General features: G+C 28.2%; 10 protein-coding genes. 3 read left to right on the top strand and 7 right to left on the bottom strand.

The features are described from left to right. Window positions 1–229: 229 nt before the first annotated feature. From N7277_RS11660 to N7277_RS11690, 7 genes are all read right to left on the bottom strand, one after another. Window positions 230–1,054: a GLPGLI family protein gene (locus tag N7277_RS11660; RefSeq protein ID WP_274779702.1), complete on the bottom strand. Its 825-nt coding sequence runs from the start codon at window positions 1,052–1,054 to the stop codon at window positions 230–232. Further along, window positions 1,044–2,216, bottom strand: coding sequence for a hypothetical protein (locus N7277_RS11665; protein WP_274779703.1), 1,173 nt, complete (start codon window positions 2,214–2,216; stop codon window positions 1,044–1,046). Before N7277_RS11665 ends, N7277_RS11660 begins: the two co-directional genes overlap by 11 nt. Window positions 2,217–2,455: 239 nt before the next feature. Then, window positions 2,456–3,307 (bottom strand): thiopeptide-type bacteriocin biosynthesis protein, encoded by an 852-nt coding sequence (locus N7277_RS11670; protein ID WP_274779704.1) that lies wholly within the window; start codon window positions 3,305–3,307, stop codon window positions 2,456–2,458. A 5-nt stretch (window positions 3,308–3,312) separates the two neighbouring features. Then, the gene (locus N7277_RS11675) at window positions 3,313–5,481 is read right to left on the bottom strand and encodes a lantibiotic dehydratase family protein (RefSeq protein WP_274779705.1); all 2,169 of its coding nucleotides are present in this window, start codon (window positions 5,479–5,481) and stop codon (window positions 3,313–3,315) included. Next, window positions 5,481–7,709, bottom strand: coding sequence for a CocE/NonD family hydrolase (locus N7277_RS11680; RefSeq protein ID WP_274779706.1), 2,229 nt, complete (start codon window positions 7,707–7,709; stop codon window positions 5,481–5,483). Before N7277_RS11680 ends, N7277_RS11675 begins: the two co-directional genes overlap by 1 nt. A gap of 57 nt (window positions 7,710–7,766) precedes the next feature. Beyond that, on the bottom strand, window positions 7,767–7,961 hold the full coding sequence (locus N7277_RS11685) for a hypothetical protein (protein ID WP_274779707.1): 195 nt from the start codon (window positions 7,959–7,961) through the stop codon (window positions 7,767–7,769). A gap of 109 nt (window positions 7,962–8,070) precedes the next feature. Next, the gene (locus N7277_RS11690) at window positions 8,071–9,816 is read right to left on the bottom strand and encodes a helix-turn-helix domain-containing protein (RefSeq protein ID WP_274779708.1); all 1,746 of its coding nucleotides are present in this window, start codon (window positions 9,814–9,816) and stop codon (window positions 8,071–8,073) included. Between the two features lie 535 nt (window positions 9,817–10,351). Between N7277_RS11690 and N7277_RS11695 the strand changes: the two genes are divergently transcribed. Genes N7277_RS11695 through N7277_RS11705 form a run of 3 tightly spaced genes read left to right on the top strand, consistent with a single transcriptional unit; the run spans window position 10,352 to window position 17,678 of the window. Further along, on the top strand, window positions 10,352–10,660 hold the full coding sequence (locus N7277_RS11695; RefSeq protein ID WP_274779709.1) for a hypothetical protein: 309 nt from the start codon (window positions 10,352–10,354) through the stop codon (window positions 10,658–10,660). A gap of 9 nt (window positions 10,661–10,669) precedes the next feature. Beyond that, complete coding sequence (locus tag N7277_RS11700) at window positions 10,670–17,362, top strand: RHS repeat-associated core domain-containing protein (RefSeq protein ID WP_274779710.1); 6,693 nt, start codon at window positions 10,670–10,672, stop codon at window positions 17,360–17,362. After that, complete coding sequence (locus tag N7277_RS11705; RefSeq protein WP_274779711.1) at window positions 17,352–17,678, top strand: DUF1493 family protein; 327 nt, start codon at window positions 17,352–17,354, stop codon at window positions 17,676–17,678. Before N7277_RS11700 ends, N7277_RS11705 begins: the two co-directional genes overlap by 11 nt. Window positions 17,679–17,904: the final 226 nt, after the last annotated feature.

The raw sequence follows: 17,904 nt of genomic DNA on the forward strand, positions 1-17,904 counted from the left end.
TTTTGTAAGTTTGGTTACTTTCTCTTTTTCTTAGTAAAATTTATTTTATAATTTTTATGTAATACTGTAGTTCTCCAGATGATGTACTATTATTTCTTGCTCGTACACTCCCTCCAGTATTTATTAACAAAATTTGATTTTTCAGTGAACTCTCCTACTTTTGTTGACTCAAAAATTAATCTTTTATAGTTTTACTTATTCTTAGATTTTAGTATTATATTTGTTATTTTTAATACTTGATAGATTTATTTAAATCAATTGGATTATTATATTTTTTAATTAAAGATCTCAAATTTTCATTTTTTTCTCTTTCATTTACCTTATTTACTTTGGTTCCATCATTTAAAAAAATATCCGAACCAATAGACGCCCCAACATTATTTCTAATAAAACCAATTGGCGAAGAATAGTATGAAAGCTTTATAGACTTATATTTTTCCCAGTTTACAGATACACTCAATTTTTTTGACATGTCTATAAATTGATTAACATAATTATTTTTTAAATTTTCAGATTTGACTAAAGAAAATTTATAGTTCCCTTTAATATCTTCTAATTCAACTATTAACCCTGGTAAACCATGAAATTTATATGGTCCTTCTTGAAATGGTATTGATTCTGTAAACCAAGCAATCCAATTTCTGCCACCCCATTTTGTTGTAGCTTTTTGTATAGATAATCCGTTGATTGTCTTTTTTTCATTTGTAAGTATCCAATCTTGAGTGTCTATAGTTTTTAGATTTAACACAATATTTTCAATTATATCATATTCTTCAAAATTATTGTTACCTTTTTTATGTGATACAATATTTGAAGTGTTGAGTTTTATATTTTGGGAGAAAGGAAGATTATTAATTATTAGAGAATCTGCGATAAAAAAATCTCTTGTATAATAATTTACTTCCTCACCATTAATATCTAAATGATAATTTTCCTTAGTAATTAAAGTTAATGTTGAATCTTTTCTGGATTCTACATCATAGATAAAGCGATATGTTTGAGAAAATATAAAGTTACTAATGATTACTGTAAATAAAACAATACTATTTTTCATATTCTTTCTCATTTATAAATTCTTTTTCACTTTCAGATAAAAGGATTGTAGTATCATCTTTGTTTATACTAGTTTTTAAATTACTCCATATTCTTTTATTTAAATCAACTTTATTAGTCAATTCTAAAAATTTAGATTCTGAGAATTTATTAAAAATAAGTTCTCTACTAAAACTATTTTTATGTTTTTGGTTATTTATTGTACAGTAACTAAATCCTTTAGTTCCAGCAATTGATGGAATATATTTATTATCTTTTCTGTAAAAATCAAAATATATAGTACCATTACCAACTTTAAAATCATATTCTAAACCATCTTTTGATTTTCTTTTATACGAAGGGTAATTTGTTTGATCATAATCTAATTGATAACGAAGTATTACTTTTTCTTTTTTATCATATATTAAATTTCCTGAAACAATAATAGTTGGAGAATCTATCTTAAAAATGATGTTTTGTTCATCACCAGATTGGGATATAATTTTCCCAGAATATTTTGCGTTCTCTATCTTAAAATAATCATTAACTCTATTAAGTTCATAATTAAAAAATAAATTACCTATAAAATCTCTAGATTGATTAAGAGATTGTCCTTTACAAATCTCATTTTCAGAAATTGAATTTTTAAAATATTTCACATCACTTAACTCTAATTGTATAAAATCATCGTACTTCCTATTGTAAGCACTTTTATAGTTATACATATTTGACATTGTCCACATTTTCCCCTTAGAAATTAGAAGAAAACTTAATTCATCATCATCAATATTTTTCTGTTTATATGTAATGTCATAAACAGATGTCTCATTATAGTATTTCTTTTTATAGTTTTTCAAAACCTCAGAAAATAACTTCTTAATATCAATATTTGAAATAATAACTTCATCTATATTTTTATAAACTGGAGTTAATTCTATTAGATTATTGATTTTTTTTAAACTCTTAGTTTTATAATTATATGCAGTAATTTCAAAGTTGTTAGCAGTTGAAGGAACTAACACATAACCTTCATCGTTTGAGTACAAAACATCCTTTAATAAGATAATTCTAGCTTTAGAAATAGGCTTACCATCTTCACTGTCAACAATCTTAATTTTTATTAATTCTTGAGAATATATAAACTTAGAAAAAAAAAGAAAAAGAATAATTATAGTTTGTTTCATAATGTAACTTTTAAAAGTAATTTAAATCCTAAATTTCATAAAGTTTTTTTTAATAAGAAATTACGTACAGTTATATTTCTTTATAATATTTGATTAAACATTTTATTATATTTTCAGTACTGATTTCAAAAACAAAATCATTTGTGTTTTTATTTTTCTCAAAATTGAAGATTTAAGGATTAATTATCAAAAAAAGCATGCCGAAATTGATAAATTTTAGTTAAAAACAAGTTGTTTATTTATCTTAACAAATTGATATTATATATTTTATAAAGTCTCAATAAATAATCATATATAATCATTTCAAACAATCTTTGTTCGGAAATAAACAATCTATTGACATGCATATGGAATATACTTTGAAAAAAATCTATCATTTCTACATTCAAATACTCTTTCTTGTCCAATTCTAAAATTTTTTCAATAATAATATGAATCTCTGAAATATTATTTGTAATTAATTTTCTAATGCCATTGAACTCATTTGACTGGATAAATTCAAGATATTTAGGCTGAAAATCTTGATATTTTTTCTTTAGTTGCTTATTCAAGCTTTTGTCAGAATTAAATTCTATTTTAAAAGAATTATCATAATTCTTAATCCAATTTGTTTTTTCTTCACTTGATAATCCTAATTCAGATAAAATACAATCAATATAAAATAAAGCAACTATTATTTTTTCTTCATCATTGTATTCTAAAAACTTTAGAATCAATTCACTGCTTCTAAAAAAGAGTTCCTCTGCATATTCTATTGTATTTTCTCCATACCTTTCAAGTTCTCTTTTATAAGTATCAATTATTACGTTCGAAATCTCTCCAGAATTCAAATATTCTCCAAATAGAGAATTAATTTTTTCCAGAATATAATTATAGTTGTTAAGGTTACTAATATTAAATCTTATTCTTAAATGTGGTTTCGGATCATTGTATCTAATAAAAAACCATTTTTTAATCACTTTTTCATTCTGAAGTTGCTCAACTAATGGCTTTATCACTTCTAAAAGAAATATATCAGAAGTTTTAACTCCTGTATAAATCTTAAAATATATCCATTCACTTCCTGGATAAAATATTCTACTTTCAGACATTTTGTTTATAAATCTTTATAGAGTGAAAACACGAATTGATGAACATAATCAGACTTATCATTACATAAAAACTCTTCAATAATAATTTCTTTTTCATTTTTAACGGATGAAAAAAACATTTGAACTAAATCGAAGTTTTGTAAATTAACTACCAAAGTATTATCTCCTTTTACCCATTGAATCCATTGTGGAATTTGTTTTAATTTTCTCCACGCTTCAATTTTTTGAAACAAGTGTTCTATATTTTCAGATAGAATAATTGAATTAAAAATTTTAATTTGCTCCGAATTAATTTTCCATTGAGCTTTTGAAAGGATTATATTTTCATATTCAACTCTTGGCAAGAAATCATAAATTTGAGATAATCCACCCCAATCAAAAAACAAACTTGCTCTAATTTTTTGATTACTATAGTCACACAAAAAATGGTAAATAGGCAAAGAGTTATTAGAATAGTTGTGAGCATTAGTCAAATGAGGAATAACTTCTTTATTGTGTTTTTTTGATCTTAAAAATAACTTATCATTCTTTATTGAAAGATACAAATCATCTACTGATATTTGATTTTCTTTCTCTAAAGTAGAATTAGCTAAATAGGGAATTTCATAATTTCGTAATTGAGGTCTCCTTATCACGTTTCCAATTCTTGATTCTGGAAGATGTATGATTTCAGCTAAAATTTTTTCTGGATTTAATTCTTGTTCTTTATCCGAAATTTGTATTACAAAATCTTTTATTGTTGACTTTTCTGAACAAAATCTTCCAAGTAACCTTCCTGCATTTCCACTAATATTGTTAATGTATAATTTTTCTTGTTGATTATCAAAAACTATTTCTCCAATTAACGATAAAGTATACGACAAATCATTCCAATTTTCTTCAAAATCATTAAAATCATCTTCTGATAATTTTATGACATAATCATTATTCCAATTGGCATTTTGTAATTTTTGATTCAAAACAATATGAATTGGATTCAATTTTATTTGAAGTTCTTTTTTTTGTTTAGAAGAAGCTAAGACTATATCTTCTAAATACGGATGAACTCCTTTTGTTGGAATATTTTGTAAATAGTCTATCCCAATTTCAGAATCTAAAGCATAGGAAAGGGAAACCTCTTCATTTTCAAATCTTTCGTAAAATGCTTCTTTAAATTTTTCTAAAACAGTTTCTCTATTTAAGATAGTAATCTTATTTAAAAATGAAATCCCCTTTTTTAGTTGTCTTTTCCATTCATATGATAATTTTATTTTGCTATCATAATATAAATCCGTCTGAAAGAGATACTTTTTATCATATTCTAAATTGAGATTATTAATAAGTTCTTCAATTTCAGCATACATGTTTTCTGAATTTCCAAAATTTAAATCGAGCTGCTGCATTTTAATTTTTATGGCAACCAAAAGGTCTCTTTCTTCGTTAGCTCCAATTCTTTCTAAAATTGAAATGATTGAATCTAAAAAATTATTTCCTGCTACATTTGGTTCTAGTTCACTTACCAAAACCTGATTTTCTATGAGTTCATTGATAAATTCTCTAGCTTCTTCTAAAGATATCTCTTCATTAGTAAGTACTGATGACAGCTCATCAATTGTTTTACCTTCTTTAGAAACAAGTAATATTTGTTCTAACTCTTCAGAAAGAGGAGCAGAAGAAATTATGTAATCTCTTTTTCCCTCTTTATTTTCATATTCTACAAAACGGATTTTATTTTTCCCAATTTTATAAATGCTATTATTGGGAAAGTATAAAATGTTATTTTTAATATGAGGTACTGAATTAAGATGCTTTGATAGTTCAACCAAAAAATGCATATCTAGCTTGGTATCTCTCAATCTTTCATTCTCTGAAAACGATTTAGGAAAATGATCTTTTTTATCAAATTTACTTAAGCTTACTCCAGCAAATAATCCAAATGGGGTATAACGTGTACTAGCTCTATTGTAATATTTTAAAAGCGAGATTTTAGACTTTTCACTAATTTTACTCTTAGTCTCATTATACAAAGAAAGAGAAGCTAAATAAATGGCTTCTCTGAACAGACTGTCTGCGAAAACTTCTAGTTCTTCATGGTTTATTTTTTTGCTTGAAAAAATAGTTTCAAATTTTTTGTAAGGTAATATTGGTGTTCTGACAATATAATTGTCAAAAAATTGAAAAGGAAAGCGTGACATTAATTTTTTGAAATTGGGATTTTTATAAAACTATTATTGTAAAATTTTATCTCTAATGGTTCCTCTGCATCTTTTATTGTCTCTTCACTAACATCTTTTCCTGTTCCATAATTTATTTGCATAAATGGACTTTTAACTATTCCCAAAACCAAAACTATTTTACTTCCTTTCTCTAATTTTTTACTAACAAATTCGTTGTTTGTGAGAGCCATAACTGTTTCTTTATTTTCACGAAGTAATTTTCTTTTCTCAGGATTTTTGGCATAACTCGCCCTTCCATAGTAGGTAGATAATAAAAAATATTTACCTTCTTTGTTTTGCTCATACACTTTCATATATAAATCAACATCTTTTTTATTTACTGAAAATTTTAGATTTCCTTCGAAATTTCCTGTAAATTCAACTGGCTTTTCAAATGTTTTTGATGAAAAAGTAATTGCATCTGACTTGTGAATTATAGTATCTAGTACATTATTTGTCTGTTTGATCAGTTCATCACCATCGGAACGGTTTTTAAAATCAATGATAACTGATGAAAAATCTTTTTTTTGCCTCTTTTCTAGAGTAAGTTCATTTGAGGATTGAATATAAAATTTCAACGTTTTCTTTTCAAAATTATTAATACTATTTGTACTTTTCCATTCATTTGTACCCATTACTTGATAATTGATTTTATCCTTAAGAAATAATGGCTTTTTCTTGTTTTTTAAAATGTAATCAAACCACTCAAAGCTAATTTTTTGTATATCAATATTTGCTATTGAATCAATTATATAACCTTTTAATTCATTCTTAATATATCCTTGAGCGCCAGAATGATCATATGGTCCAATTATAACATAATGATTTGCGTTTTTTTTGTATTTTAAGTGATTTTTGTAATAATATAGTGCACCTAATTGGTCAGAATCATAATATCCTGTAATAGTCAAAATAGGAATATTTATTTTATGAAATTCTTTTTTATATGGAGCCAATTTTTTCCAATAATGATCAAATGATGGATGTTCTAACCAATGCTGAAATATTTCATTCTTTTTACCTGTAATAGAATCTAATTTATTAAATGCTTCTCCACTCTCATACCATTTTTTATATATAGAATTCCACTTATCTTCATCGTTAAAGCTAGAGTCAAGCATTTTATTATTAGTAACATAGTTTAGCCAACGAAGAGAATAAGATGAAAATATGTTGTTATTCATAGGAAAATCCATTGTCCCAATTCCTACTGAGGCCTGTGGAATTATCGTTTTAAGAGCTGGATGAATTTTTTTGGTTGCTGCCCATTGACTAAATCCTAAATAACTGCCTCCGTACATACCAACTTTTCCATTACTCCATGGCTGTTTTACAATCCAATCAATAACGTTATTTAGGTCTTCTGCTTCATGTTCAAAAGGTTGAACTTTGCCTGAACTATTATATTTACCTCTAGGATATACATAAATTGAGTTATACCCATAACTCGCCATTTCTTTTTGGTCATTTATATCATCTAAACTTGGGTATATTGTATTCACTAAAATAGTAGCTTCAGGATATCTAATCTTTTTGTTTAAAACTACCCTTACACTTACTTTATTATTTATCAAAATACTATCTTTTATATCATAATTTAAGAAATCCAATTCTTTTAGATATTTATTAGCGTAATTAAAAGAACTATTAGAAACCATAAATGAGGTATAGTTTCTACATAGTAATAGAGCTTTTTTTATATCAACACTATCCTTGTTTTCTAAATCATTTTTTATTGAAGATATAATATCTTTTTTGGTTTTTTCAATATCTACATTAAAATATCTAGGAAGTAATATTCTTGATTTAATGGATAAACTTTCGTATTTTTTTAAAAATTCAACTTTGTAACTATCTTCAAAATTTTTCTTACTGTTTATATTATATAAAGTTTTAATGTATATTTCATATTGACTTCCCATCGCCTGTGCTATACTAGGGTTGCTTTTCATATAAACACTTCTAACAGAATCTATTTGAGACAAAGCTTTATCATAATTTTTATTAATAATATTTAACCTAAAAAGATTGTCATATTTAACCGCCTTGTTTTTTTCAGCATACTTTTTTTGAATTTCATAACTAATGTAATTCATTAACGGATCTAAATCTTCAAATTTATATGAACTAGGTTGTTTTACAGGAATCTTTTGACAAAAAATTCCTGTAAAAATTAAGGCAAATAATATTATGAGTATTTTTTTCATAAAATAAAAAATCAGTAATTTTCAAAATTACTGATTAAATATTAATAACAATTAGATTTAATTAGTTAGCGTTAACACATCTTTCGTAGTAGTTGTATTGTCTGTTTTATCTTTAATTGTATCATTGTCTCCTGTAGCTCCAGTTCCTCCTCCTTCACTACCTCCTTTAATAGAATTCAATCCTGTTTTTATTTTAGTGATTTGAAGTTTGTTTAATGATAATTTTTTTTCTGTTGTTTTCTCCTTTTTCATTTTATATCGTTTTAAATTGAGGCTACAAAGGAAAGCTATAAGTATGTGATTGTAAATATTTACATGTCGAAATTTATCAATTTCGACATGTAAAATGGAATACAAAAAGTTAGTTATTTAACGTTTTATTTTCTTCATTTAAAAGTTTTATAAAATAAGAGGGTAGAGTTCCAGTTATTTTTTTAAAAGCATTAGTGAAAGATTCAGAATTATTGAAACCAATATCTTCAGAAATCGCAGCAATTGTATATTTTCTTATTTTTTCATTTGATTTAAGTTCAGAAATTATATAGTTAATTCTAAGCTCATTTATGTATTGTGAAAAGTTTTTTCCTTTTAATTCATTAATTAACTTTGAAAGGTAATCTCTATTGGTGTCTAACTCTTTAGACAGTGTATCTAATGTGATATTTTTTCTTAAAAAATCTTTATTTTTTTCAAACAACTCTATTTTATTGATAATAAGTTGAAATTTCGGATTAGAAGATATACTTTTTTTGTTATCTACATCATCTTGCTTATTAGTGTTTGAGAGAATATTTTCATTTTCTTTAGAGGAACTTTTCCTATTTTCATTTTTTTCCAATAAAAGTTTTGCTTGCTTCTTATAGGTTTTTATTTTTTGTCTATATTTTTTTATGATGTAAATGAATAGTGCAGAAGTTATCAATAAAAAAATAATCAACCAAGAGAAAATTGAATTCTTGCTATTCAAATTTTTAATTAGTCCCTCCTTTTCTTTTATTAGTAAAGGAGTATCATACTTTTTAAATATTTCTTTGGAAAGATTTTTTTGAGTTTCAGCAATTATACTATCACTATAAATTAATTTGTCAATAAATTTTAATTGATTATTCAAATCTCCTTTTTTCTTGTAATAATCAATTATGATTTCGTAACCATCTCTCTTAATTGGTTCGAAATTCTTATTTGCAAAAGAAATTGAATCTGATTTAATAAAATATGTTATTGCCTCTTTTTCCATATGAGATTCATACTTTACTCTCCCAATAAAATAATATAAAATTCCAAGATTTGTATAGTCCTTGTTTTTTCTTAATGAAGCTTCAACTGATTCCAAATATCCTAGAGATAAAGATAATTTTTTTAAATAAAAATAGTTGATTCCCTTAAGCATTATCAAGTAATAATAATTGGAATAGTTTTTATATTTTTTACATTCTTTTATTCCTAAATCTGCAAATTCATTACTTTTTTGATAGTTTTTACATTTAGCATAAATATTGGATAACGAAAAAATAGAAGAGAGATAGTCTTTTTCATTTTTATTATTTGAATTTATCTTATTTTTTTCGTATAAATAATATTCAATGAAAAGAGGTAATGCTTCTTTGTATTCTTCTGTTGCTGTTTTTAAGATGGCAATTAATTTTTTTATGTAATAAAATTGTTCTTGGTTTTCATTTTGGTTCAATTTTAAGGCTATTGCATATTGTTCTAAAGCACTTTTATAGTTTCCCTCATTATTATATAAAATTCCTTTAATAATATAAGCTTTAGATGGATAATCTTTATAAATTTTATTTTTCACTAATGCTATTAAGGAATCTGCATAAGGATGTCCGTTTTCACCTTTCAAATTTTTTATTCGTGCAATATTGTAGTAACCATCATAAATTAAATTCTTCTCATTTTCAATTTTTCCTTTATGCAAAATAATATTAGCATAAAATTCGGCTTTTTCATTGTCAATTTGAAAGACCTGATTATATGCATTTTCAATATAATTTATGTTTTTATTTTTTAAAGAATCTGGAATTTTAAATCCGTTTATACTTTGAGAAATAAATAAAACAGGATAAATAATATACAGAAATAAATAAATTTTCTTCATAATTCTAATTAACGTACAAATTTATAAAATATTAATGTTATATAAGAAAATAGCACTATCACTTGATTATGAATAAAATTACAGAAACTCATATTTATAAAAGTTATTTAATAATGGTCGATATTTATCAATTTTGGCTGTCTTTGTTTGTGTCTTATCAAAAACCAATTGATATTTGTTAATCAAAAATTTATTTTAAATAACATCACAATTCGAAATCAACATGTATTAATAACTTATCGTAATTCAGCTAATTAAAAATCAATCAAGATTACAAGTCTAGTTTGCGAAGATTTATTTTTTCTTTCGTGACTTCGAAATACGCTACCCTACAATTACATTATTTTTTCTTGAAAGAACCCTTCAAATTACTTAATACTATCATAATTTATATAAAAACAAAATGAAAAAAACAATCTTATTTTCTTTTTTTTTAGTATTTCTGTTTACAGGATACTTTAGGTCACAAGTTATTTTTAATTATGACGATGCAGGCAACCAAATCTATAGAGGTACCACTTCTGGCACAGGCAGAATGGTAAGTAATACAGAGAGCACTTCTACTCCTACACTAGCCGACCAAGTAGCAAATAAAATACAAGCAGCTCCAGTTCCGGTAAAAACTTCTCTTAATATAATTTGGGAAAAAGATATTAAAGACTATATCGTTAAGATTGATCTTTTAGCCTATAACTCATTCCAAATTATGGAGAGTATTGATATCATATCACAAAAGGGAAATTCTTATGTTTTTAATATGAATAATTATCCATATGGTGTTTATTATTTGAGATTCTATTTATCAGATGGAAGCGTTTACAATAGAACAATAACCAAGAACTAGAAAAGTCATATGAAAAAATTATATCTACTATTGCTCTTAGGAATTTATAATTTTCTAATAGCTCAAACTAATTTTCACGATACCACAGGAAGCATAGAGGTAAATGGAGGTGGTCAACTTCAATATACTTTACCTATTGCTTTACCTCCAGGGGTGAAAAGTGTTGCTCCACAAGTAAATCTTGGCTATACAAGTGGTACAGGAAACGGAATTGCTGGATATGGTTGGAATATTTCTGGAATCACAAGTATCACCAGAATGAGCAAAACTATTGAAAAAGATGGTGAAGTAAGAGGAATTCAACTTAACAATTCTGACTTTTATAGTTTCAACGGGCAAAGATTAATTCTAAAATCTGGTAGTGGAACAAATGGAGGTAATGGTGCAGAATATGTAACTGAGAAATATTCTAACATAAAGATAAAATCATTAGGCGCAATTTCTGGGCAAGTTTGGCAAGGCCCTGAATATTGGGAAGTTACTTTTGAAGATGGTTCGCAAGCTTGGTATGGTGCTACCACTACAGGAACAAGTAGTGCAAGAACACCTATTGAATACAATATTGTAAAATGGAAAGATGCACAAGGCAATTACATTACTTATAACTACACCCAAGCTAATAATGTTGCAGTAATAAGCAGTATTCAATGGGGAGGAAATGAAACTATTAGCAAAGCTCATTTTAATCAGATTATTTTCAACTATGCAACAAGAGATTTAAAAGAACAATCTTATGTAAATGGAGTAAGCTTTATCCAGGATAAAATTCTGTCTAATGTCGTAGTAAATGCAAATGGCTCGCAATTTAAAAAGTATCTCATTGAATATACGAAAGATCCTAATGGTAATCAATATCAGTTTGTAAATAAAATTACCGAATATAATGCCGCAAATGAAGCAGCAAATCCTGTAATTTTTGAACAGCAGAAAGATAAAAGCACTTCTACACTAGGAAATAATAATGCTTTTAACTTTGATGATGTTAAGTTGTCTGGTGATTTTGATGGAAATGGAGCAATTGATAATATTGTTTATGCATATTCTAAGCAGATAACCTGTTATAGCCCTGCTCCAGGAGTTTGTTATTATAGTAGTGGTACTACAACCGTTTACCAACCAGGCTGCGGTAGCTGTGGTACTTCTGTAAACTATAGCGCTGCTGGTTATTATGTACAGATGGGTGGAACTTATTATTTGGGAACAACTGATATTTTCAAAGATGCAACCGTTATTACCATAAAAGATACGCAAAATAAACTTCTTAATAACAAAGGATTTGCATATTATAAGATAGATCCTACGACTAAAAACATTACGATTTATTATTATGCAATAGATTTATCGAAGAAGATTTCATCACAAAGTGATCTAGTAAATCCCCAAAATGCTTTACAATTAATATCCACCAAAGTAATTACGAAAGCAGAATATGATGAAACAAATCATATGAATGATGGTTCTTATATGTCTGATACTTTTACAAGCATTGGTAAATTATATGAATATGACGTAGAAGCAGATGGTGTTCCAGAATTATTATTATTAAAACAAAATACAACAACAGAAACAGTTTGTAATGATGGAGGTAGTGGACTTCAATTATATAAAACTGCAAAAAGTAAACAAAAACTTAAAAGCAATGAATCTATAACCCAAAGAATAGCACCAGGAGGCGACTGTCAGTATTACGACTATAACTCCTATTATTATATTTTAATTAAGCAAGACAGTAGCTTTCCATATACACAAATGTATTCCAGCTCCAGTAAAGATGTATTAAAGGATGCTGTATATGGTGATTTTAATGGAGATGGAATTGTTGACATTGGTAGTGTTTCTACTACAAGTTCTAAAACTCCATATAGTTATATCGTTAATGAGTGCCAATATGATTATTATGGTCAACAAGATGTTTGTAATGATGTTACTTATACAGACCAGGTTCCCATAAATAATATAACAAATTACAATATTGTAAAGGATTCTTATGGAAATTATTCATTTTCTTCGATTGCAAATTACCTGTTTGAGGGAAGTGATAGTGACTTACAAGTTGGTGATTTTAATGGAGACGGCAAGTCAGATTTATTTGCTAAAACTTCGGTAGGAGGTCATTATATAATTAATTTAAGTAAAGGAAATGGTTTTATTGCGTCAGAATACTTTAATCAATTTTATTCAACATACAATATTACTGGCTCTGATTATAGAAACTATAGTATAGCAAAAGCGGTTGATATTAATAATGATGGTAAAACAGATATTGTCAATTTTTCAACTTATTATAAAATTAATAAACCTACCAATTATAGCTTGAGAGTAGATGAAGCAAGCGGTTATGACAATGGAAAAATATTATTTACTCCAAAAGAGACCATTAGTAATGGTAATGCGGGTAATTATATTTTTCAAGAAGTTTTAGGTAATTTTATATATAGACAATACAATACAAGATTCTTAATATATGGTAAGTCTCAATCTTCATCTCCAAGTCAATTCTGGGCATATGACCATAAATCTGATATTCAAAGTAATAAAATCATAGGGATAAATCAAGGAGATTTAAAAACAGAAATTGCTTATTCTACATCAAGTTTTATTCCTGTAACCAATACTCTTACCTATCCTTACCTAGAAAGTTCTATACCTGAAAAATTTGTAGTAACTGGCTTAGGTCAAGTCCTCGCAACCAATTATGGAACTAATACTTATAGATTTCAATCTTTCTTGTACAAAGGTTTTACCGCTCATCTACAAGGAAGAGGAGTTATTGGCTTCCGTCAAACAGCACGTTCTTCTTGGTATGCAACTGGTTTTGAAAATACCATAGTGTGGTCAGGAACTGAAATAGATCCTCTAAATGAAGGATTGCCTATCAAAGAATGGTCTATCAAAACCAATGATGTTACCAAAGTATTCCCTGCTAACATTGACATAAATAACACGAGTCTATTATCTGTAAAATTAACCACATATGATATTAGCACTTTAGCAAATGGCGTAAAAGTAATTCTTCCTAAAACTTCTACAACAAAAGATTTTTTAAAAGACGTTACTTCAGTTACCTCTATGACTTATGGTAACTACTACTTACCAACACAAACAATTACCAATGTTAATAATAATTACTCTATCTCAACCACCGATTTAGCTTATATTCATAATTTTACGGGTATAGGAAAAGATTATTACATAGGCAGACCTAGCTCCAAAACAGAGACGGCATATTACCACCCTACCAGTGACACTAAGTCGGCTAAACAAGAATACACATATAATAGTAACAATCTATTAGAAACACTTAAAACGTGGAACAGAGACAATTCGGGTTGGTTATTAGAAACTTATACCTATGATGCTGGAAATGCTACTGGTTTTGGAAATATAACCAAAAAAGTAACTTCTAATAATGTAGATACCAATACCATTACCGAAGAAGCTACTTTTGACACTTTGGGTAGATTTGTAATCAGCAAGAAAGACAATCTAGGATTGATTACCAATATCACTTATAATGATTGGGGACAAGTTCTCACCCAGACCGATCCTTTTGGCGTTGTTCTTACCAATACCTATGATAATTGGGGGAAAACATTAACCTCCAAAACCAATCTTTCTGCTACAGCAACTTATGCTTACGAAAAACTTAGCAATGGAGATGCAAAAGTAACTAAAACAGCTACTACTGGGGAACAAAAAATTACCTATACCAATAAATTAGGTCAAACCTATAAAACATCTACCAAAGCATTCAAAACAGCAGGTTCTTTTATCTCTGTTGAAAGTCAGTATGATGCTATAGGTAGAAAAATAAAAGATAGTGAACCTTATTTTGAAGGTTCAGGAGCGTCTAAATGGAATACTGTAGAGTATGATGATTATTCTAGACCTAAAAAAGCAACTTCTTTTACAGGTAAAATAGTAGAAACTACCTACAGTGGTAGAACGGCAACCGTAACAGAAACCAATGCTACTGGAAAATTTAAAAAACAAACAGCAGATGCTGTGGGTTATATTATTTCTACCGAAGATAAGGGAGGCGTTATTAATTTCAAATATAATGCTGCAGGAGAAAATACAGAAGCTAAATACGACACCAATGTTGTAACCAATACTTATGATGCTTGGGGCAGGAAAACAGAATTTTTTGACCCATCAAATGGTAAATACACCTATGAGTATAATGATGGCTTTGGTAAACTCACCAAAGAAACCAGCCCATCTACAGGATATAAGCAATATTCTTATAACAACAAAGGACAACTAGATACCCAAACGGAATACCTTTCTAAAAATGGTGTAATCCTTACCAATAAAACTATTACTTATTCCTATAACGCTAAAGGTCAAATTACAAGTAAATCTGGTACTTCTTTAGGTAAATCTTTCAACTCATCTATAACGTATGATACCTACGGAAGACCTACTGCCAGCATAGAGAATAATACTACAGATAGTAAATCTTTTTATAAAAACAATGTAATTTATGATACCTATGGTAGGGTTACCTCTTACACCAAAGGATTAACTTCTTCTGGAGTGACTACCGATACCAACATAGAACATGCTTATGATTCTTGGAGTGGAGCTCTATATCAGGTTAAAAATAAAACTAATGGTGCTGTTCTTTGGGAGCTGCAAACCACCAATGCAAGAGGACAAACTCTTACAGAAAAGTTAGGAGCAACCAACATTACCAATGTTTATGATGCTAATAATTTCTTAAGCAGTATCAACCATTCTTCTACTATTAAACCAAATATACTCAGCATTTCTTATTCTTTTAATGCGATTAAGAATGAACTGAACAGTAGAACAACTGGAGGAGATTTTAGCATTACCGAGTATTTTACTTATGATGATAATAACAGATTAATTAACTGGACAAATCCTAGAACAGGGCAACAATCTATTAACATCTATGATTCTAAAGGAAGAATTCTTCACAATGATCAAGTCGGAGACATACAGTACAGCAATAGCCAAAGTATTTATAGACCTTCGGGGATGACACTTAATGCAAATGGTATTGCCAATTATGATAACCAAGGGACACCCACCAGTACACTAATACAAAGCATTACGTATAATGAGAATAATGACCCAATAAAGATAGACGGCGTAAAAGGAGATTATGCTTTTGATTATGGCTTGTCAGAAAGCAGACAGGTAATGTACTATGGCAACAATTTTACCAGCAACTCTGGAGCAAGGTACATTAAATACTATAACGAATCTGGTGACACAGAAATTATACGAGATACACAAACTGGTAAAGAAAAGCACATTCTCTACATAGGTGGTACGCCATATGAAAGTAATATTGTATATTTGAAAAACTTCCAAGAAGCGCAGGCGAAATTTGTATTTTTACACAAAGATTATTTAGGTAGTATATTGGCTATTAGTGATGAAGTTGGTAATAAACTTGAACAAAGACACTTTGATGCGTGGGGTAATATTACCCATCTTAAAAGTGGGAGTAACGCCACCATTACCGATAGAAACACCATCAAAAACACAGAGTGGCTATTAGACAGAGGTTACACCTCTCACGAACATCTGAAAGATGTGGAAATCATTCATATGAATGGTAGATTGTATGACCCTTTATTAAGGAGATTCTTAAATGCAGACGAAAACATACAAGACCCTAATAATACCCAAAACTACAATAAGTATGGGTATGTTATGAACAATCCATTGATGTACAATGATCCAAACGGAGAGTTCTTTGTATTTCTTGGACTTGGGGTGCTATTTTGGAAGGCTGTAATCATTGGTGCAGCTGTTGGACTAGCCTCTTATTCAATAGGAGTAGCAATCTCTGGACAAAAATGGACTATTGGAGGAGCATTGAAATCTATGTTTTTTGGAGCGGTTTCTGGAGCGGTTACTTTTGGTATTGGAGACTTGTTTCAAGTCGGTTCTATCGTCAAGGCAGTTGGAAATGCTAAATTTTTAGTCCAAGGAATGGCTCACGGAGTTGCACAAGGTGTTTTATCTGTAGTGCAGGGCGGTGATTTTTGGAGTGGAGCAGCTGCGGGATTTTTAGGACATTTGGGAGGAGAATTGTGGGGAGCTACAATGAAAGGTGTTGGATTGGATAAGTTTGCTCAAAGCACAATGGGAATGGTTACTTTTGGAGCTATTTCAGGTGGTATTGGTGCAGAATTAAGTGGAGGAAATTTCTGGCAGGGAGCAGTAACTGGGGGTATAGTAGCTGGACTTAACAGTGCTATGCATAAAATAGATAAACCATTAAGTGGGAGTCAGGATAAAAATTCTAAAGATGGTGGAGAACCTCCTTATAAGTATAATGGTAAAACCTATAATAGTAAAGGAGAATTATATGGTGCAATTTTATTAGATCAAACTGCTGAACAGTTTGGAATTAAAGATATTTTATCTCTAGCTGCAGCTTTAGACAATCAAGGTTTATTGAGTAAGCCATTCCAAATGGAAGGTGCATCAACAGGAACATCATTTGCCTCAAAATATGGGTCAAAATTAATGCCTTGGGAGATGCCTAAAAGATTACCTACTCACTTTAGAAGTGGATCATTAAGGTATACAAAAGTTTTTGGAAGGTTTGTTGGAAGAATGGCAGGACCAATAGGTTGGGGCATTTTAACATATGATGTTGGAATGACACTTTACAATACACAAAAGATTTATAATAATATAATTAATGGAAAATAAAAATTATAGTCTTATAATAGATTACTTGGCTAAAGAATTTAATTTAGAAAAAGATAAATTAAATTTGAATACATCTCTTTCAGATATTGGATTGGATGGGGATGATATTTTAGATTTTTTAATTAAATTTTTTAAAAATTTCGATGTAGAATATCAACAAACTAACTATAAAGATTTTATTCCCGAAGAATCTGGATTCTTTCTAAATACTATTCTTAGTTTTTTAAAAATAAAAAAAAATCAAAACAAACAAGAAATTTTCATTAAAGATTTAGTTACCTCTTTGAATAAAAAAATATGGTATAAAAAATTATAAATGTCAACTAATATCAGCTTGTCTCTGAATATTTAATCTCCCCTATTTTCGTTTGAAAACTCACCGAATATTCAACCTCCCTTGTTTTCGTTCGAAAATATGATAAGAGGTATAAAAATTTAACCACGCTTTTGGGCGTGGTTTTTTCTTTTTTTATAAATAAAAACAGAATTTTCCCTAAAAATATTTGCATTCACATTTTTCGACGTTAAATAATTCATATTTT

The organism is Cloacibacterium sp. TD35, from assembly GCF_028864635.1.
Classification (GTDB): Bacteria; Bacteroidota; Bacteroidia; order Flavobacteriales; family Weeksellaceae; genus Cloacibacterium.